Source organism: Sphingomonas sp. S2-65 (genome assembly GCF_021513175.1).
Classification (GTDB): domain Bacteria; phylum Pseudomonadota; class Alphaproteobacteria; order Sphingomonadales; family Sphingomonadaceae; genus Sphingomonas.
The window spans coordinates 3,521,737-3,538,356 of record NZ_CP090953.1 but is presented as its reverse complement, the minus strand read 5'-3'; the positions used below and the strand labels follow the sequence as shown (position 1 = coordinate 3,538,356).

Sequence of the window (16,620 nt, the reverse complement as noted above, 5' to 3'; positions counted from 1 at the left end):
GTTTTTCATCTGCTAATCAATACTTTGTTATTGGCTGAGCGGTACGGAGAAACCTGGGAAAAGGTTCTTGCATGGCTCAAGTCGGTTGCGAAGGTTGCAGGTCGGGTGCCGAGGATTTCCGGCTGGCCATGGCGTTCCAGCCGATCGTCGACGTCGAGACCGGCCGCGCCTTCGCCTATGAAGCGCTGGTGCGCGGTCCGGCCGGCGAGAGTGCCGGCGAAGTCATCGGCGGGGTAACCCCGGCCAGCCGCTATGCTTTCGACCAGCAATGCCGGGTGGCGGCGATCGAGCAGGCGGTAGCCGCCGGCATCCTCGACACCGACGCGCGGCTGTCGATCAACTTCCTGCCCAACGCCGTCTATTCGCCGGTCGCCTGCATCCAGCTGACGCTGAAGACCGCGCGCGCGACCGGCCTGCCGACCGACCGGCTGATCTTCGAGTTCACCGAGAATGAGGAGATGGTCGATACCGATCATGTCGCGACGATCATCGATGCCTATCGGCGGCTGGGCTTCGCGACCGCGCTGGACGACTTCGGCGCGGGGCATGCGGGCCTTGGCCTGCTGGCGCGGTTGCAAACCGACCTGGTGAAGCTCGACATGGAACTGATCCGCGGCATCGACGCCAGCCTGCCGCGGCGGATGATCGTCGAAGGCATCATGCGCATGATGCAGGGCCTGGACATCACCGTGATCGCCGAGGGTGTCGAGACCGAGGCCGAATTCGCGGCGCTGGCTGCGCTGGGCGTCCGCTACCAGCAGGGTTTCCTGTTCGCGCGGCCCGGGCTGCGGTCGCTGCCGGCGATCTTGATGCCAGCGAACGCCGCGCGGCATGCCGCCTGACCTGGCGGCGCGAAACACGGCGAACGCTTCCTTAACCGTGCGCGTGGCACATTGCGCAGGCTCTAGAGGAACGCTCGTGATGGTTCGCCCCGCCCTTCTGCTTGCCCTGCCCCTGATGCTCGCCGCGTGCGGGAAGAAGGACGAGCCGGTGCCCGTCAACGACACCGAACTGGGCAATATCGCCGACCCGCAGGTGACCAGCGCGCTGCAGGGCCAGATCATGGTCGATCCGCAGCTGACCCAGATGTCGAACAAGGATGCGCTGCGTCCGCCCCCCCAGCCCTATTCCGCCATGGTGCCGAGCGATGCGATCGCCACCAACAACGACAAGATCGACATGCGAGGCATGCTGAAGGCGCCGCCGGCGATCGCCGCGGGCAAGGATTGCCCGCAATGCGCCGCCGCCCGCGAGAGCATTACCCTGGACGGGCTGGCGTCGCGGCAGAAGAACGCGCGCACCAGCCAGTGCGCGAGCGCTCTCAATTATTCCGCGCGCTGGGCGACTCGCCTACCCGCCGACCTGCCGCTGTTCCCACAGGCGCGGGTGATCGAGGCCGCGGGCAACCAGAGCGGCAAATGCGCGCTTCGAGTGGTCACCTTCTCGACCGCGCAGCCGATGGAACTCCTGCTCGACTGGTATTACACCAAGGCCAAGCGCGGCGGGTACACCGCCGAACACCAGGTCGACGGCAAGGAACACATATTGGGCGGCACCCGCGCACGCGACGACGCCGCCTATGTGCTGTTCCTCACGTCGCGCCCCGATGGCGGCACCGACATCGACATGGTCGCCAACAACGGCATCTGAGCTGCTTTCGGGTTAGAAGAGGGTTTCACGCGGAGGCACCAGGGGCAGAGGGGGCACGCCCCGCCGCGCCAGCGGTCCTCAGCCATCAGCCTTGTCCATTTCCGGCCGCTGATGCGGCAGATGCAGGCGCCACAAGCTACCGCCCTCTGCGCCTTTGCGCCTCCGCGTGACCCCTTTCTTCACGCCCTTGCCCGGAGCGCGGCGTTGCAAGATGACGCGGGAATAGGCAAGGCGCTGATTTCCCGCTACCGGCCCATAATGCCAAATCTTTTTCTCGTGATGCTGGGCGGCGCCGTCGGCGCCGGTGCCCGGCACCTGGTCGGTCGGGCGACACTCGCCTGGTGGGGACCGGGCTATCCCTGGGGCACGCTTGCCGTGAACGTGCTGGGCGGGTTCGCCATGGGCCTGCTGGTGGGCAATCTTTCCCGCTTCGGCAATGGCGGCGAGACCTGGCGGCTGTTGCTCGGCGTCGGCGTGCTGGGCGGCTTCACGACCTTCTCGGCCTTTTCGCTCGACGTCGTCCTGATGATGGAGCGGGGCGCCTTGCCGATGGCGCTGGGCTATATTCTTATTTCCGTGCTGGGCGCGCTCGTCGCGCTGATGGCAGGTCTTTCGCTGACAAGGGCGGTAGCATGAGCAACGATGTACGCCAGTTTACGGTCGCTCCCGACGATGACGGCATCCGCCTGGACCGATGGTTCAAGCGGCACATGGAGGATGTGAGCTTCAACATCGTGTCACGCTGGGCACGCACGGGACAGCTGCGCGTCGATGGCGCCCGCGCGACGCCTGCCGACCGGCTTGCCGCCGGCCAGGTGCTGCGCCTGCCCCCGGCCGAAGCCCCCAAGCCGGCCAGCACGCCCCGGCCCAAGCGCGATCGTCCGGCGCTGAGCGCGGAGCAGACAGAACTGGCCGAGAGCATGGTGATCCACAAGGACGCCTCGGCGATCGTGCTCAACAAGCCTCCCGGGCTCGCCACGCAGGGCGGCACCAAGACCTTCGAGCATGTCGACGGTTTGCTCGACGCGCTCCAATACGAAGCCGAGGGCCGGCCCAAGCTGGTCCACCGTCTCGACAAGGACACGTCGGGCGCGCTGCTAGTCGCCCGCTCGGCAAAGGCGGCGGCGTTCTTCTCCAAGTCGTTTTCGGGACGCACTGCCAAGAAGATCTACTGGGCGCTGGTGGTCGGCGTGCCCGACATCGCCGATGGCTTTATCGACCTGCCGATCGGAAAGCAGCCGGGCACCGGCGGCGAGAAGATGCAGGTGGACGAGAAGGAGGGCCAGGCGGCCCGCACTCGTTATCGCATGATCGAACGCGCGGGAAACACCGGCGCATGGGTCGAGCTTCAGCCCTTTACCGGGCGCACCCACCAGTTGCGCGTGCACATGGCGGCGATCGGCCACCCGATCGTCGGCGATGGCAAATATGGCGGCCCCGAAGCATTCCTGACCGGTGGTGTGTCGCGGAAAATGCATCTGCATTCGCGGCGGCTGCGCATCGACCATCCCGATGGCGAGAAGATCGACATCACCGCCGAGCTGCCGAGCCACTTCGCCGAATCGATGAAGACGCTGGGCTTCGACCTGGCATTGGGTGAGATGACGGCGTTCGAGGACCGTCCGCCGCTCAGCCGCGACGAGCTCAAGTCGCAGGCGCGGGCGCACGCGAAAACCGTTCGCAAGGAGCGCCGGGGCGAACGCCGCGGGCGCGCGGAAAGCAATAGTGCCCGCGCCGAGACGGCGCGCAGCGGCAAGCCTTCCGCGAAACCGCGCGCGCCTGCGGGACGTGCCGCGGAGGGGCCGCGTGCGGGCGGCAGCGGCGCACGGACCGGAGCACCCGGCCCGCGCACCGGCGGCGCTGGCCCACGAACCGGCGGCCCAGCCGGGCGGAGTGGCGGCACCGGCCCGCGGACTGGCGGTCCCGCAGGAGGCAGTCGAGGTTCCGGCCCGCGCACCGGCGGCGGCGGCAGCGGCGGCGGTTCCGGCCCGCGCGGTGGGGGCGGCCGAGGCGGTCGGTGACCTTCAACTCTGTTAAAACCTCCCCTTTCGGGGAAGGATTCTTCTCGTGGTGAACCGGCTCGCGATCTTCGATTGCGATGGCACGCTGGTCGACAGCCAGGCGAGTATCTGCCTGGCGATGGAGCAGTGTTTCGAGGGGCAGAAGCTGGCGCCCCCCAGCCGCGAAGCGATCCGGCGGATCGTCGGGCTGAGCCTGGTGGAAGCGATCGCGCGGCTGCATCCGGATGCGGAGGCGGACCTGCACGAAGCGATGGCCGAGGCGTACAAGCAGGCCTATTTCGCGCTGCGCAGCGCCGGGCAGATCGAGGATGAGCCGCTATATGACGGCATCCTCGAAGCGATCGAGACGCTGGACGCGCGGGGCTGGCTGCTCGGCGTGGCGACGGGCAAGTCCGATCGCGGCCTGATCCGGGTGCTGGAGCATCACGGCCTGCGGCACCGCTTCGTGACGCTGCAGACCGCGGATCGGCACCCCTCCAAGCCGCACCCGTCGATGGTCGAGACGGCGATGGCGGAAGCCGGTGCGGCGCCCGCGACTACCGTGGTGATCGGCGATACCAGCTTCGACATGGCGATGGCCCGGGCGGCGGGCGCGCACGCCATAGGTGTTGCATGGGGATACCACACCCGGCATGAACTTCTCGACGCCGGCGCGCGGCATGTCCTGGAGCATGCCCGCGAACTGCCGGCGCATCTGGAGGATTTATGACCGAGGCGGATCGGCTGGCGCGCAAGCGCTATTACCTGATGAGCGGCGTCAACCTGGCGGCGGCTGCGGGCGCGGTGCTGGGGCTGTTGATCATGGGGCGATCGCAGGCGACGGAACATACCCTGCTGGGCGGCGCGTTGATCCTCGCCTCGCTCTACGTCATGGCCGTGGTGCCGCGTGCCATGGCCCGAAAATGGAAGACCCCCGCCCCGTGAGACGATTCTGGAAGGACGTACGCGTCGAGAACGGCGAAGTCGCGCTGGACGGGAAGCCGGTGCGCACGCCTGGCCGAGTGCCCTTGGCCCTGCCCACGCCACAGCTTGCCGAGGCGGTCGCCGAGGAGTGGCGCGCGGTGGGCGACACGCTCAATCCACGGGCGATGCCGCTGACCGGGCTGGCCAATGCCGCGATCGACCGCGTGTCGGCAGCGCGCGAGGCGTTTGCCGAGGGGCTGGCGGCTTACGGCGAGACCGACCTCCTTTATTACCGCGCGGGCGAGCCCGAGCCGCTGGTAGCACGGCAGGCCGCCGCCTGGGACCCGCTGCTCGACTGGGCACGCGGGCGGTATGACGTACATTTCGAAATCGCCACCGGCGTGATGCACCGCGCCCAGCCCCAGGCGACGGTCGCACGGCTGCGCGAGGCGGTGCTGGCGCTCGACGCGTTCCGGCTGGCGGGACTCTCGCCGCTGGTGACGATCAGCGGGTCGATCGTGGCGGCGCTGGCGCTGCTGGAGGGTGCCGCCGACGCCGAGACGGTGTGGCGCGCGGCGCGAGTCGACGAGGACTGGCAGGCCGAGCAATGGGGCGAGGACGTGCTGGCGGTCGAAGCCGAGCAGGCGCGGCGGCGAGACTTCGATGCGGGGGTGCGGTTTCTCGGGTTGCTGTGAAGCTTCATCCTCCCCTGCCAGGGGGAGGATTGGGAGTTACTTGTTCAGGCCGCGGATGAAGCCGATCAGGCCGGTTTGGCGGGAGCGGCGGAGGCGTTCGGCCTTCAGGATCGTGTGGACGCTTTCATAGCACTGCTCGACTTCGTCGTTGACCAGAACATAGTCATAGCCGTCCCAGTGGCTGACTTCGTTATTGGCCCGCGACATGCGCGCGTCGATCACTTCCACCGAGTCGGTGCCGCGATTGATCAGCCGCTCGTGCAGCACCTTCAGGCTGGGCGGCAGGATGAAGACACGCACGACGTCGCCGCCGGCGAGCTGGAACAGCTGCTGCGCGCCTTGCCAATCGATGTCGAACAGCACGTCGCGGCCCGAGGCGAGGATCGCGTTTACGGTCTCGCGCGGCGTGCCGTAGCGATGGTCGAACACGTGCGCCCATTCCAGGAACTCATTATCCGTGACCATCTCGCGGAAGCGGTCGAGGTCGACGAAGTTATAGTCGACCCCGTCCTGTTCGCCCGGGCGCATCGGACGCGTAGTGTAGGAGACCGACATTTCGAGAAACGGATCCGCCGCCAGCAATTTGCGCGCGATCGTCGACTTGCCGGCTCCCGAGGGCGAGGACAGGACGAAGAGAACGCCGCGACGGCGGAATTTATGCGGATCGTTTTCGGTGCGGTGCGGCATGGGGGCTAGTGGCGTGGAGACTATGCCCCGTCAAGTCACACCCGGCGGTTCCGCCGGTCCTTGAGCATGCGGTACACGCCATAGCCGCCGGCGAGCACCAGGCCGGGCGCGCCCATGCGAGTCAGCGCGCGCTGGGCGGCATAGCCGAGCACCGCGCCCTTGACGCCGCCGCGGCCGTCGCGCCGATCGATCTGGCTGCCGATCACGGCGCCCAGGATGTTGCGGATCATGCGTCGTCGCCCTGATTGGCCAGATAGTGGATGCCATAGGCGATCGCGCCGAAGAACAAAGCGGCGGGGATCACGGCCTTGGCGACCTTCCAGACGGCCACGCCAGCCACCGCGCCGACCGCGCCGCCTTCACCATCGCTGGCATCAATCTTGTGGCCGATAAGGCCGGCAATCGCTTCGCCGATCATGTGTGTCTCCTTGTGCGAGGACAAGCGAAGGAGACGAAGATGGGTTCCGTGTAATCCTCCCCGGCACAGGGAGGGGGACCGCCCTCACAGCGAGGGGTGGAGGGGGCTTCCGCGAACTACTCGCCTGTGGCGCTCCCCCTCCACCATGCTTCGCATGGTCCCCCTCCCCGTGCCAGGGAGGATTTATAGATTACCGCCCGACCATGGTCTCGGGGCGGACGTACTGATCGAAGGTCGCTTCGTCGACCAGGCCCAACGCCAGCCCGGATTCTTTGAGGGTCAGGCCCTTTTCATGCGCGTTCTTGGCGATCTTGGCGGCATTGTCATAGCCGATCGCGGGCGCGAGCGCAGTCACCAGCATCAGCGAACGGCCGACCAGATCGGCGATCTGCTTCTCGTTGGCCTTGGCGCCGTCCACCGCGCGCTCGGCGAAGCTGACCATGCCGACCGACATCAAGTGGATCGAGCGCAGCACGTTCGAGCCGATCAGCGGCTTGAACACGTTGAGCTCGAAATGGCCCTGCATGCCACCGACAGTGACGGCCATGTGGTTGCCGATCACCTGCGCCGCGACCATCGTCAGCGACTCGCTCTGCGTCGGGTTGACCTTGCCGGGCATGATCGAGCTGCCCGGCTCGTTCGCCGGCAAGTCGAGCTCGCCCAGGCCCGATCGCGGGCCGCTGCCCAGCAGGCGGATGTCGTTGGCGATCTTGTTGAGCGACACGGCCAGCGTGTTGCAGACGCCCGACAGGTTAACGAGCTGGTCCTTGGTCGCCAGCGCCTCGAACTTGTTGGGCGCAGTGACGAACGGCAGGCCGGTGATGTTGGCGATCTCCGCCGCGACATCCTCGGCATAGCCGGCCGGCGCGTTGAGGCCGGTGCCGACGGCGGTGCCGCCCAGCGCGAGCTTGAAGATGTCGAGCTCGAGCACGCTGGCAAAGCGTGCGCGCGCCGAATCGAGCATCGCGGCATAGCCGGAAAATTCCTGGCCCAGCGTCAGCGGCGTCGCGTCCTGAAGGTGCGTGCGGCCGATCTTGACGATGTGATCCCAGGCATCGACCTTCGCCTGAAGCGAGGCGTGCAGGCGATCGAGCGCCGGGTAGAGCTGCAACGTTACGGCGCGCGCCGCGGCGATATGCAGCGCGGTCGGAAACGAATCGTTCGACGACTGCGCCATGTTGACATGGTCGTTGGGATGGATCGGCGACTTGCCGCCCTTGTTGCCGGTCAGGATCTCGTTGGCGCGGCCGGCGATGACCTCGTTCACGTTCATGTTGGTCTGGGTGCCGCTGCCGGTCTGCCAGATCACCAGCGGGAACTGGTCGTCGAGCTTGCCGTCGACGATTTCCTGCGCGGCCTGGTCGATCACCTTGGCGATTTCGGGGTCGAGCCCGTGCTTGACGTTCACCCGCGCCGCTGCCTGCTTCACGATCGCCTGGGCGTGGACGATGCCCAGCGGCATGCGCTCGGTCGCGCCGAACGGGAAATTCTCGATCGAGCGCTGGGTCTGCGCGCCCCAATAAGCGTCGGCGGGAACTTCGATGGCGCCGATCGAGTCGGTTTCGGTGCGAGTGGTCAAGCGGTCCTCCAGTGCCTCGGAATGCAATTGGCCCGGCTCTAGCCCCGCTGCCTGGCGGATGCCAGCGCAGCCGAGATGTCAAAATTGCTGAAGCGCGCGGCGCGGCATTTACCAAGCGTTGTCAGAAGCCGGGTATGGCAGGCGCGGGGCACAACGCTCGGGGGTGGAGTGATCGCGACGGTGGGTACCGCTATACCGACAGATCCAGGCTTTGAAGGACAGGTTTCGCGCGCGCCGCGAAAGAACCTGCTGCTGGCCGCGACGATCGAGGCGGGAACCCTGTCCGCAACCGTCCGCATCCGCAACCTGTCCCCGGGCGGAGCGATGCTGGACGGCGTGGCGCTCCCCAATATCGGCACCAGGCTGGTGCTGCGCCGCTCGGTGATCGAAATGCCGGCCACGGTGGTCTGGCAAGCGGCTGGCCGCTGCGGCGTCCAGTTCGAAGCCACCACCATCTCGGTCGACGAATGGGTGGCGGGACTGCTCACACCCACTTTCAACGGCCACAAGGGGCAGCAGCGCGTCGATGCGATCCAGCGGGCATTGCGCGCGGGGGCGGCGTTGCCGCCCGAGCCGAGCCCCGCATCGCCCTCCGCACCCGGCAAGGAGGCGATCGAAGCGCGAGTCGCCGAGGAGATCCTGTACGTGCAGCGCCTGCTCGACAGCCTGGGCGAAGATCTGGTCGAGGACCCGATCCTGCTCCAGCGCCACGCACGCGCGCTACAGAACCTGGACCGCGCGAGCCAGATGCTCGAACATCTCGGCGCGATCCTCAACGCGCCCGACCGCGCCGCCGCCGCGGGTCAAGTGAAGATGGAGGATCTGCGGATCCGGCTCATGCGCCCGGTGCAGGCCTGAACGCCTTCATCGCTGCAAGGACAGGGTGAAAGAGATGGCTCCCCGGGCCTGATTCGAACAGGCGACCATTCGATTAACAGTCGAACGCTCTACCGCTGAGCTACCGGGGAACACGGCCGTTGGGCCAGGGGCGATCGCCCGTAGCGGTTACTTCTTCCGCTTGAAGTCCACCGAGACGACGTTGGAGCCGTCCTCTGCCGGCTTCACGACGACGGTGTCGCCGTCATTCTCCGCGGCATCATGCTGCCCTGGCTCTTCGCCCAGTTCCGTCACGTGGAAGCGCAGTTCGAAGTTGACCGCGGGATCATGGAAACCCGTGATCGCGGAAAACGGGACGGTCAGGATCGACGGCACGCCGCCAAAGCTGAGGCCCACCGAAAACCGCTCGTCATCGACCTTCAGGTCCCAGAAACGGTGCTGGAGGACGATGGTCATCTCGTCAGGGAAACGCTCGATCAGCCGTTGCGGGATGTCCACCCCCGGCGCATGCGTCTTGAACGTGATGTAGAAATGATGCGCGCCCGGCAGTGCCTGAGTCGCGGCCACCGAATTGAGAACGCGGCCGACAACGGCGCGCAGGGCTTCCTGCACGATTTCGTCGTAGGGAATCAGGCTATCGGGCACGGTGGCGTTCATCCCCTCTGGGTAGCGGCTGGAGCCCGCTGGTCAAGATTGCATGCGCCGCCCGCGTCGCTATGTGAGGCGGACATGCGCACCGCCACGATCAGCCGCAAGACGAGCGAAACCTCGGTAGACGTCACCGTCAACCTGGATGGTACGGGAACGTACAGCATTTCCACCGGGGTCGGCTTCTTCGATCATATGCTCGAACAGCTGAGCCGCCATTCGCTGATCGACATGGACGTGAAGACGGTCGGCGACCTGCATATCGATCAGCACCATACCGTCGAGGACACGGGGCTCGCGATCGGCGAGGCGGTGGCCAAGGCGCTCGGCGACAAGAAGGGCATCCGCCGCTACGCCGATGCGCTCTCGCCGATGGACGAGACGCTCGCACGCGTGGCGATCGACATCTCCGGGCGCCCTTACCTGGTGTGGAAGACCAGGTTCAGCCAGAAGAAGCTGGGCGAGATGGACACCGAGATGTTCGAGCACTGGTTCCACAGTTTCGCGCAGACCGCCGGCGTGACGCTGCACGTCGAGACGCTGTACGGCACCAACAACCACCATGTCGCGGAGGCTGCCTTCAAGGGCCTGGCGCGGGCGCTGCGCGAGGCGGTCGAGATCGACCCGCGCAAGGCCGGCGCCATTCCGTCGACCAAGGGAGTGCTGTGATGATCGTCGTGCTGTTGTCCTACAAGGTCGACATCGCCGAGATCGACCGGCTGCGGCCTGCGCATGTCGAGTGGCTGAAGCAGGGGCTTGCCGATGGCCGCTTGTTGCTGGCGGGCCGCCAGGTTCCGGTTACCGGCGGCATGTTGATGGCGCGCGGGAGCCTGGACGAGGTGAAGGCCTGGGCCGCGGGCGACCCGTTCGCGGTCGAGGGCGCGGCGGACTACCAGTTCGTCGAGGTCGCGCCGAGCATCCTCGCCCCGGGGCTGGAAGCGCTGGCGCAGTGACGCTCGCGCTGATCGATTATGGCGCGGGCAACCTCCATTCGGTGCACAACGCGCTGAAGGCGGCGGGCGCGCAGGACCTCGTCATCACCGCCGACCCCAATGTCGTCGCCAAGGCCGACCGTATCGTGCTTCCTGGAGTGGGCGCGTTCGGCGCGTGCGCCAACGGCCTGCGCGAGATCGACGGCATGGTCGCCGCAATGGAGCAGCGTGTCCTAAACGAAGGTGCGCCGTTCCTGGGCGTGTGCGTCGGCATGCAGCTGATGGCGACGCGCGGCGAGGAACTGGGCGTGCATGGCGGGCTGGGCTGGATCCCCGGCGTAGTCCGGCAACTGCCCCCTTCCCCCGAAGTCCGAGTGCCGCACATGGGCTGGAACGACGTCGTGCCATGTGGCGACCATCCGCTGCTCGAGCCGGGCGAGGCATATTTCCTGCACAGCTTCGCCTTCGAAGGCGAGCATGTGCTGGCGACCACGCAACACGGCGCGCAGGTCACCGCGGCGATCGGCCGCGACAATCTGGCCGGCGTGCAGTTTCACCCCGAAAAGAGCCAGCGCTACGGTATCGCGCTGCTGCAAAGGTTTTTGGCATGGAAGCCGTGATGAAAACATTCCTTCCTGACATGGGGAGGATTTGATGCCGCTCATCATCTTCCCCGCGATCGATCTCAAGGGCGGTCAGGTCGTGCGGCTTGCCGAAGGCGACATGGACCGAGCGACGGTCTATGGCGACGATCCCGCCGCGCAGGCTCAAGCGTTCGCGCAAGCCGGCGCCGAGTGGCTGCACATGGTCGACCTGGACGGCGCCTTCGCCGGTGAGTCCGTGAACGGCGCCGCGGTGGCGGCGGTGCTGGAGCGGTTCGGCGGCAAGGTCCAGCTGGGTGGCGGTATCCGCAGTCGCGAGTCGATCGAGCGCTGGCTGGATCTGGGCGTGCAGCGGGTGGTGATCGGCACCGCCGCGCTGGAAAATCCCGAGCTGGTCCGCGAAGCCGCCCGCGACAATCCCGGGCGTATCGTCGTCGCGGTCGACGCCCGCGACGGCATGGTGGCGACGCGCGGCTGGGCCGACGTGTCCGACGTGGCGGTCGCCGACCTCGCCCGACGCTTCGAGGATGTGGGCGTCGCTGCTTTGCTGTTTACCGATGTCGGCCGCGACGGTCTGCTCAAGGGTTGCAACGTCGCGGCGACGGTGAAGCTCGCGCGTGACGTCGCGATCCCGGTGATCGCCAGCGGGGGCGTCGCGAGCATCACGGACGTGCAGGAACTCGCCGGCCATGTCCTTGACGGAGTCGAGGGCGTGATCACCGGCCGTGCGCTGTACGATGGCCGGCTCGACCTGGCCGACGCGATCGAGACCGCGCGCCTGCGCGCCTCTCCCGCCGACTTCGCATGAGCGTCCGCGCCCGCGTCATCCCCTGCCTCGACGTGGCGGAAGGCCGCGTGGTGAAGGGCGTGAACTTCGTCGAACTTCGCGACGCCGGCGATCCGGTCGAGCAGGCGCGCGCCTATGACGCGGCCGGCGCGGACGAGCTCTGCTTCCTGGACATCACCGCCAGCCATGAGGCGCGTGGGACGATGATCGACGTGGTGCGGCGGACTGCCGAGGTGTGCTTCATGCCGCTGACCGTGGGCGGCGGGGTGCGGACGGTGGAGGATGCGCGCGCGCTGCTGCTGGCCGGCGCGGACAAGGTGGCGGTGAATTCCGCGGCGGTAGCCCGCCCTGAAGTCGTGGCGGAGATCGCCGACCGCATGGGCAGCCAGTGTGTCGTCGCGTCGGTCGACGCGCGCCGCGTCGCCGAAGGTCGCTGGGAAGTGTTCACGCATGGCGGCCGCCGCGCCACCGGCATCGATGCGGTCGCACACGCATTGCGGCTGGCGGAACTTGGCGCCGGCGAGCTGCTGGTGACGTCGATGGACCGTGACGGCACCCGCGACGGCTATGACCTCGCGCTGATCCGCGAGATTGCCGACCGAGTGACGGTGCCGGTCGTGGCAAGCGGGGGCGTGGGCAATTTGACGCACTTGGTCGAGGGTATTCGCGACGGCCATGCCTCGGCGGTGCTGGCGGCGTCGATCTTCCATTTCGGCGAGGCTACCGTCGCCGAGGCGCACGCGGCGCTGGCGGCGGCTGGGATACCGGTGCGCCGGTAGGTTCTTTTTCTTCGTCACCCGGCCTTGAGCCGGGGTCCCGCTGCCTTGCTCCACAGAAGAAGAAGCGGGAGCCCGGCTCAAGGCCGGGATGACGAGGGAAGGCGCGCATTAACCCTTCGCCAACTCCGGGACCTTACCCTGCGCGCATGCCCCGCATCGCCGCAGCCCTGCTCCTCATTGCCGCACCGGTGGTCGCCCAGCCGCACAGCGGCGTGGCCAGCAGCCGTTCGATGCCCGAGCTGTCCGATCTTGCGCTCGCCGCCTGCGCCGCAGCCGGCGTCTGGTTCGCGCGGGCAAAGCTCCGCGCCCGCTTTCGCCGCAAGGATTGACAGCCGCCCGCCGCTCCCGCAGCGGCACGGCATGGATACCCTCGACGCGCTCGAACAGACGATCCGCCAGCGCCGCGCGGCCGATCCCGACACCTCCTATGTCGCCAAGCTGACCGCAAAGGGCCGCGCCAAGATCGCGCAGAAGGTCGGTGAGGAAGCCGTCGAGACGGTGATCGCGGCGATCGCCGACGACAAGGCCGGAATGGTGAGCGAGGCGGCGGACCTGATGTTCCACCTGCTGGTGCTGCTGGCGGACGCAGGGCTGAGCCTGGACGATGTGCGTGCGGAGCTGGCCCGGCGCGAGGGGTTGTCGGGGCTGGAGGAAAAAGCGGGGCGAACGTCGTAAATCCTCCCCGGCACGGGGAGCATTGGGTAAGGCTGGCTCGAAGGAGTTCACCATGCCGATCGACGCCACCCAGCCTTATGACTCGAACAACATCTTCGCGAAGATCCTGCGCGGCGAGATCCCGGCCAAGGCCGTGTATGAGGATGACTTCGCCCTCGCCTTCCACGACATCGCGCCCCAGGCGGCCCATCATGTCCTGGTGATTCCCAAGGGCGCCTATGTCAGCTGGGACGATTTCTCCGCGCGCGGCAGCGATGCCGAAATCGCCGGCTTCGTCCGTGCGGTCGGGCATGTCGCACGCGCGGCGGGGTTGGTCGGCGAGGGGTACCGCCTGCTCGCCAATGTCGGGGGACATGGCGGCCAGGAAGTCCCGCACCTGCACGTCCATGTGTTCGGCAGCGAGCCGCTCGGGCCGATGCTTGCGCGCTAGGCCTTTCGCGCGACGGCTTGCGCCGGTCCGAGGCGTGGGCGGCGCACTAAAGGATTGCACGCACCGCGTTTGCGGCTAGGCTCGCGCCTTTCATCAAGGGTGCGGCGTCAACGAGCGCCGCGTAGGGGACAACTCAATGATATTCGGGCGCGTAAAGCCACTCGATGCCATTCTAGCGACAGCCGAAAAGAAAGCGCTCCACCGCTCGCTGGGTGCGTTTCAGCTGACCATGCTCGGAATCGGTGCCGTGATCGGTACCGGCATCTTCGTTCTCACTGCCGAGGCTGCGCAAAAGGCCGGGCCGGGCATGATGGTGTCGTTCATCATCGCCGGCGTGGTCTGCGCCTTCGCCGCGCTCTGCTATGCCGAGATGGCGGCGATGGTGCCGGTTTCCGGCTCGGCCTACACCTATAGCTATGCCGTGATGGGCGAGCTGATCGCCTGGATGGTCGGCTGGGCGCTGATCCTCGAATATGCCGTCGCCGCGGGCGCGGTGTCGGTGGGCTGGTCGGGCTATGTCGTCGGGCTGCTCGAACATACCTTCGGCATCGACATACCCGATACGCTGGTGCTCGGGCCGTTCGATGGCGGGCTGATCAACCTGCCGGCGATGGCGATCTCCGGCCTGGTCACCTGGTTGCTGGTGATCGGCACCAAGGAGAGCGCCACGATCAACGCGGTTCTCGTGACGATCAAGGTGGCGGCGCTGACGCTCTTCATCATCCTGGCGGTGCCGGTGATGAACAGCGCGCAGTTCTCGCCGTTCGCGCCGACCGGCTTTGTCGGCATCTCGATGGCGGCCGCGTCGATCTTCTTCGCCTATGTCGGCTTCGACGCGGTTTCGACCGCCGCCGAGGAAACCAAGAACCCACAGCGCAACATGCCGATCGGCCTGATCGGCTCGCTGGGCATCTGCACGATCTTCTACATCCTGGTGGCAGCGGGCGTGATCGGCGCTCCGGGTCTCAGCACCCAGCCGGTGGTCGACGCCGCCGGCGCGGTGCTCGAGCCCGGCAGCCGCGACCTGACCGCGCAGTGCGTGGCACGCGCGGCACAGGGCTTCAAGGACGTGGTCTGCTCGAAGGAAGCGCTGGCGTTCACGCTGCGTGAGATCGGCTGGCCGCAGATCGGCAATTTGCTCGGCCTCGCCGCCGGCCTGGCGCTGCCGTCGGTCATCCTGATGATGATGTTCGGCCAGACCCGCATCTTCTTCGTGATGAGCCGCGACGGCCTGCTCCCCGCCGCCTTCTCGAAGATCCACCCCAAGTTCAACACGCCGCACGTCATCACCATCCTGACCGGGATCGCGGTGTCGCTGTTCGCGGCGTTCTTCCCGGTGGGCCAGCTGGCCAACATCTCCAATTCGGGCACGCTGTTCGCCTTTGCCGCGGTGTCGATCGCAGTGATGGTGATCCGCAAGACCGATCCCACCCGCAAGCGCCCGTTCCGCACGCCAGCGGTATATGTCACCGCCCCGCTCGCGATCCTGGGCTGCCTGTATCTGTTCATCAGCCTGGATCATAAGAGCATCATCCTCTTCCTGATCTGGGCGGCGATCGGCCTGCTGGTTTATTTCGGCTACAGCCGTTCGCGCAGCCATGTCGGGCGCGGCATCATCGATGTCTCGGAAGCCGATCCCGACGCCCCGCCGCAGCCGGTGCCGCCGCTGCCGGGCGCACCGACGCCGGGATACAAGGACGCCTGAACTCTTTCGGGAGTTCGGATACAGAAAGGGCCGGAGGAGCGATCCTCCGGCCCTTTGCTTTGTGCAAATCCTCCCCGGCACGGGGAGGGGGACCGCCGTCGAAGGCGGCGGTGGAGGGGGCTCTCCGCAAGCGTTTCGCCTGTGGCGCTCCCCCTCCACCAGCCTGCGGCTGGTCCCCCTCCCCGTGCCGGGGAGGTATAAAAAAGCCGGGAGTTACCCCGGCCTCTTCCTCTAATCGCTGGCTTCAGCTCAGCCGAGCTTCTCGGCGGCGAGCTTCTTCAGGTCGACCTCGGCGCGGGCGCCGTAATGCTGGATGATCTCCGCCGCGCAGATCGCGCCGAGGCGAAGCGACTCCTCGATGCTCCGGCCCTGGGCCTGGCCGTGGAGGAAGCCGGCCGCGAACATATCGCCAGCGCCGGTGGTGTCGACCAGCTTGGCGATCGGCTCGGCAGGCACCTGGACGCGCTCTTCGCCCGATACCGCCAGCGCGCCCTGCTCGCTACGAGTTACCACCGCCAGCGGGACTTGCGCGGCGATCGCGGCGATGGCTTCCTCGAAACCGTCCTTCTGGGTGAGCGCGAGCAGCTCATTCTCGTTGGCGAACAGGATGTCGATCAAGCCATCCGCGATCAGCGCGCGGAAATCGTCGCCGTGGCGCGAGATGCAGAACACATCGGACAGCGTGAAGGCGACCTTGCGGCCATTGGCACGCGCGATGTCGATCGCCTTGCGCATTGCGGCGCGCGGCTCTTCGGGATCCCACAGATAGCCTTCGAGGTACAGGATCGCGCCGGCGGCGATCACCGTCTCGTCCAGCGCCGCCGCGGGCAGGAACTGCGACGCGCCGAGGAAGGTGTTCATCGTCCGCTGGCCGTCCGGCGTCACGAAGATCAGGCAGCGTGCGGTGGTCGGCTGGCCTGGACGGACCGCGGTGTTGTAGTCGACGCCGGCCGCCCGCAGATCGTGGGCGAAGACCGCGCCAAGCTGGTCGTCGGCGACCTGGCCGATGAACGCAGTCCTGCCGCCCAGTGCGGCGATGCCGGCGACGGTGTTGCTGGCCGAGCCGCCGGAGACTTCGCGGCCCGGGCCCATCTTGGCATAAAGCGCATCGGCTTCTTCGGGCGAGAACATCAGCTGCATCGACCCCTTGGCGACGCCGATCTCCTCGATGAAGCTGTCTTCGGCCTGGGCAAGGATATCGACGATGGCATTGCCGATCGCGACCACGTCATAGGTGGGGCTGGTCAAGTCTGGGCTCCAATTGGGTTGCGC

Annotated in this window: 23 protein-coding genes and 1 tRNA gene; 17 read left to right on the top strand and 7 right to left on the bottom strand. The window is 67.2% G+C overall.

Annotation, left to right across the window (positions count from 1 at the left end; all coding sequences use genetic code 11):
* Positions 1 to 71 precede the first annotated feature (71 nt).
* From LZ586_RS16655 to LZ586_RS16625, 7 genes are all read left to right on the top strand, one after another.
* A complete protein-coding gene (locus tag LZ586_RS16655; protein WP_235077433.1) occupies positions 72 to 842 on the top strand; it encodes an EAL domain-containing protein in 771 nt (256 codons plus the stop codon).
* Positions 843 to 921: 79 nt separating this feature from the next.
* Complete coding sequence (locus LZ586_RS16650; RefSeq protein ID WP_235077432.1) at positions 922 to 1,650, top strand: hypothetical protein; 729 nt, start codon at positions 922 to 924, stop codon at positions 1,648 to 1,650.
* A gap of 258 nt (positions 1,651 to 1,908) precedes the next feature.
* Positions 1,909 to 2,286, top strand: coding sequence for a fluoride efflux transporter CrcB (gene crcB, locus LZ586_RS16645; RefSeq protein ID WP_235077431.1), 378 nt, complete (start codon positions 1,909 to 1,911; stop codon positions 2,284 to 2,286).
* Positions 2,283 to 3,671 carry an RluA family pseudouridine synthase gene (locus tag LZ586_RS16640; protein ID WP_235077430.1) on the top strand — a complete coding sequence of 463 codons (1,389 nt, stop codon included), beginning with the start codon at positions 2,283 to 2,285 and terminating at the stop codon, positions 3,669 to 3,671. The genes crcB and LZ586_RS16640 overlap by 4 nt, the downstream gene beginning before the upstream one ends.
* A 49-nt stretch (positions 3,672 to 3,720) precedes the next feature.
* Entirely contained in the window at positions 3,721 to 4,380 is a 660-nt protein-coding gene (locus LZ586_RS16635) for an HAD-IA family hydrolase (protein WP_235079835.1), read from the top strand.
* Positions 4,377 to 4,595, top strand: coding sequence for a hypothetical protein (locus LZ586_RS16630; protein ID WP_235077429.1), 219 nt, complete (start codon positions 4,377 to 4,379; stop codon positions 4,593 to 4,595). The genes LZ586_RS16635 and LZ586_RS16630 overlap by 4 nt, the downstream gene beginning before the upstream one ends.
* Entirely contained in the window at positions 4,592 to 5,269 is a 678-nt protein-coding gene (locus LZ586_RS16625) for an ATP12 family chaperone protein (protein WP_235077428.1), read from the top strand. Before LZ586_RS16630 ends, LZ586_RS16625 begins: the two co-directional genes overlap by 4 nt.
* Positions 5,270 to 5,305: 36 nt before the next feature.
* On the opposite strand, the gene gmk is transcribed toward LZ586_RS16625, so the two are convergent.
* From gmk to fumC, 4 genes are all read right to left on the bottom strand, one after another.
* Complete coding sequence (gmk, locus tag LZ586_RS16620; RefSeq protein ID WP_235077427.1) at positions 5,306 to 5,956, bottom strand: guanylate kinase; 651 nt, start codon at positions 5,954 to 5,956, stop codon at positions 5,306 to 5,308.
* A gap of 35 nt (positions 5,957 to 5,991) precedes the next feature.
* Complete coding sequence (locus LZ586_RS16615) at positions 5,992 to 6,186, bottom strand: hypothetical protein (protein WP_235077426.1); 195 nt, start codon at positions 6,184 to 6,186, stop codon at positions 5,992 to 5,994.
* Positions 6,183 to 6,374, bottom strand: coding sequence for a hypothetical protein (locus LZ586_RS16610; protein ID WP_235077425.1), 192 nt, complete (start codon positions 6,372 to 6,374; stop codon positions 6,183 to 6,185). The genes LZ586_RS16615 and LZ586_RS16610 overlap by 4 nt, the downstream gene beginning before the upstream one ends.
* 190 nt (positions 6,375 to 6,564) lie before the next feature.
* A complete protein-coding gene (fumC, locus tag LZ586_RS16605; RefSeq protein ID WP_235077424.1) occupies positions 6,565 to 7,953 on the bottom strand; it encodes a class II fumarate hydratase in 1,389 nt (462 codons plus the stop codon).
* 180 nt (positions 7,954 to 8,133) lie between these two features.
* Between fumC and LZ586_RS16600 the strand changes: the two genes are divergently transcribed.
* On the top strand, positions 8,134 to 8,811 hold the full coding sequence (locus LZ586_RS16600) for a PilZ domain-containing protein (protein WP_235077423.1): 678 nt from the start codon (positions 8,134 to 8,136) through the stop codon (positions 8,809 to 8,811).
* A 35-nt stretch (positions 8,812 to 8,846) separates the two neighbouring features.
* On the opposite strand, the gene LZ586_RS16595 is transcribed toward LZ586_RS16600, so the two are convergent.
* Both LZ586_RS16595 and LZ586_RS16590 read right to left on the bottom strand, forming a co-directional pair.
* Positions 8,847 to 8,921, bottom strand: a tRNA-Asn gene (locus LZ586_RS16595).
* A 37-nt stretch (positions 8,922 to 8,958) separates the two neighbouring features.
* The gene (locus LZ586_RS16590) at positions 8,959 to 9,447 is read right to left on the bottom strand and encodes an SspB family protein (RefSeq protein ID WP_235077422.1); all 489 of its coding nucleotides are present in this window, start codon (positions 9,445 to 9,447) and stop codon (positions 8,959 to 8,961) included.
* A 72-nt stretch (positions 9,448 to 9,519) separates the two neighbouring features.
* Between LZ586_RS16590 and hisB the strand changes: the two genes are divergently transcribed.
* The 9 genes from hisB (at position 9,520) to LZ586_RS16545 (ending at position 15,348) form a co-directional block, all read left to right on the top strand.
* The gene (hisB, locus tag LZ586_RS16585; RefSeq protein WP_235077421.1) at positions 9,520 to 10,107 is read left to right on the top strand and encodes an imidazoleglycerol-phosphate dehydratase HisB; all 588 of its coding nucleotides are present in this window, start codon (positions 9,520 to 9,522) and stop codon (positions 10,105 to 10,107) included.
* Entirely contained in the window at positions 10,107 to 10,391 is a 285-nt protein-coding gene (locus tag LZ586_RS16580) for a YciI family protein (RefSeq protein WP_235077420.1), read from the top strand. The genes hisB and LZ586_RS16580 overlap by 1 nt, the downstream gene beginning before the upstream one ends.
* Positions 10,388 to 10,990, top strand: a complete 603-nt coding sequence (gene hisH / locus LZ586_RS16575) for an imidazole glycerol phosphate synthase subunit HisH (RefSeq protein WP_235077419.1) — start codon at positions 10,388 to 10,390, stop codon at positions 10,988 to 10,990. The genes LZ586_RS16580 and hisH overlap by 4 nt, the downstream gene beginning before the upstream one ends.
* 34 nt (positions 10,991 to 11,024) lie before the next feature.
* Positions 11,025 to 11,780, top strand: coding sequence for a 1-(5-phosphoribosyl)-5-[(5-phosphoribosylamino)methylideneamino]imidazole-4-carboxamide isomerase (gene hisA, locus LZ586_RS16570; RefSeq protein ID WP_235077418.1), 756 nt, complete (start codon positions 11,025 to 11,027; stop codon positions 11,778 to 11,780).
* Positions 11,777 to 12,538, top strand: coding sequence for an imidazole glycerol phosphate synthase subunit HisF (hisF, locus tag LZ586_RS16565; RefSeq protein WP_235077417.1), 762 nt, complete (start codon positions 11,777 to 11,779; stop codon positions 12,536 to 12,538). Before hisA ends, hisF begins: the two co-directional genes overlap by 4 nt.
* Positions 12,539 to 12,684: 146 nt before the next feature.
* Positions 12,685 to 12,867 (top strand): hypothetical protein, encoded by a 183-nt coding sequence (locus LZ586_RS16560; protein ID WP_235077416.1) that lies wholly within the window; start codon positions 12,685 to 12,687, stop codon positions 12,865 to 12,867.
* A 31-nt stretch (positions 12,868 to 12,898) separates the two neighbouring features.
* Positions 12,899 to 13,213 carry a phosphoribosyl-ATP diphosphatase gene (locus tag LZ586_RS16555; RefSeq protein ID WP_235077415.1) on the top strand — a complete coding sequence of 105 codons (315 nt, stop codon included), beginning with the start codon at positions 12,899 to 12,901 and terminating at the stop codon, positions 13,211 to 13,213.
* A gap of 52 nt (positions 13,214 to 13,265) precedes the next feature.
* Complete coding sequence (locus LZ586_RS16550; RefSeq protein WP_235077414.1) at positions 13,266 to 13,643, top strand: histidine triad nucleotide-binding protein; 378 nt, start codon at positions 13,266 to 13,268, stop codon at positions 13,641 to 13,643.
* 136 nt (positions 13,644 to 13,779) lie between these two features.
* Complete coding sequence (locus LZ586_RS16545) at positions 13,780 to 15,348, top strand: amino acid permease (protein WP_235077413.1); 1,569 nt, start codon at positions 13,780 to 13,782, stop codon at positions 15,346 to 15,348.
* Between the two features lie 249 nt (positions 15,349 to 15,597).
* Here the strand turns inward: LZ586_RS16545 and LZ586_RS16540 are convergent, their stop codons facing one another.
* Positions 15,598 to 16,596, bottom strand: coding sequence for an adenosine kinase (locus LZ586_RS16540; RefSeq protein WP_235077412.1), 999 nt, complete (start codon positions 16,594 to 16,596; stop codon positions 15,598 to 15,600).
* Positions 16,597 to 16,620 lie beyond the last annotated feature (24 nt).

Coding starts and splice junctions, on each gene's coding strand:
- LZ586_RS16610 (WP_235077425.1), bottom strand. CDS start 6,374: ATGATCGGCGAAGCGATTGCCGGCCTTATCGGCCACAAGATTGATGCC.
- LZ586_RS16650 (WP_235077432.1), top strand. CDS start 922: ATGGTTCGCCCCGCCCTTCTGCTTGCCCTGCCCCTGATGCTCGCCGCG.
- gmk (WP_235077427.1), bottom strand. CDS start 5,956: ATGCCGCACCGCACCGAAAACGATCCGCATAAATTCCGCCGTCGCGGC.
- LZ586_RS16640 (WP_235077430.1), top strand. CDS start 2,283: ATGAGCAACGATGTACGCCAGTTTACGGTCGCTCCCGACGATGACGGC.
- LZ586_RS16560 (WP_235077416.1), top strand. CDS start 12,685: ATGCCCCGCATCGCCGCAGCCCTGCTCCTCATTGCCGCACCGGTGGTC.
- crcB (WP_235077431.1), top strand. CDS start 1,909: ATGCCAAATCTTTTTCTCGTGATGCTGGGCGGCGCCGTCGGCGCCGGT.
- LZ586_RS16555 (WP_235077415.1), top strand. CDS start 12,899: ATGGATACCCTCGACGCGCTCGAACAGACGATCCGCCAGCGCCGCGCG.
- LZ586_RS16615 (WP_235077426.1), bottom strand. CDS start 6,186: ATGATCCGCAACATCCTGGGCGCCGTGATCGGCAGCCAGATCGATCGG.
- LZ586_RS16580 (WP_235077420.1), top strand. CDS start 10,107: ATGATCGTCGTGCTGTTGTCCTACAAGGTCGACATCGCCGAGATCGAC.
- hisF (WP_235077417.1), top strand. CDS start 11,777: ATGAGCGTCCGCGCCCGCGTCATCCCCTGCCTCGACGTGGCGGAAGGC.
- LZ586_RS16590 (WP_235077422.1), bottom strand. CDS start 9,447: ATGAACGCCACCGTGCCCGATAGCCTGATTCCCTACGACGAAATCGTG.
- LZ586_RS16655 (WP_235077433.1), top strand. CDS start 72: ATGGCTCAAGTCGGTTGCGAAGGTTGCAGGTCGGGTGCCGAGGATTTC.
- LZ586_RS16550 (WP_235077414.1), top strand. CDS start 13,266: ATGCCGATCGACGCCACCCAGCCTTATGACTCGAACAACATCTTCGCG.
- LZ586_RS16630 (WP_235077429.1), top strand. CDS start 4,377: ATGACCGAGGCGGATCGGCTGGCGCGCAAGCGCTATTACCTGATGAGC.
- LZ586_RS16545 (WP_235077413.1), top strand. CDS start 13,780: ATGATATTCGGGCGCGTAAAGCCACTCGATGCCATTCTAGCGACAGCC.
- hisB (WP_235077421.1), top strand. CDS start 9,520: ATGCGCACCGCCACGATCAGCCGCAAGACGAGCGAAACCTCGGTAGAC.
- hisA (WP_235077418.1), top strand. CDS start 11,025: ATGCCGCTCATCATCTTCCCCGCGATCGATCTCAAGGGCGGTCAGGTC.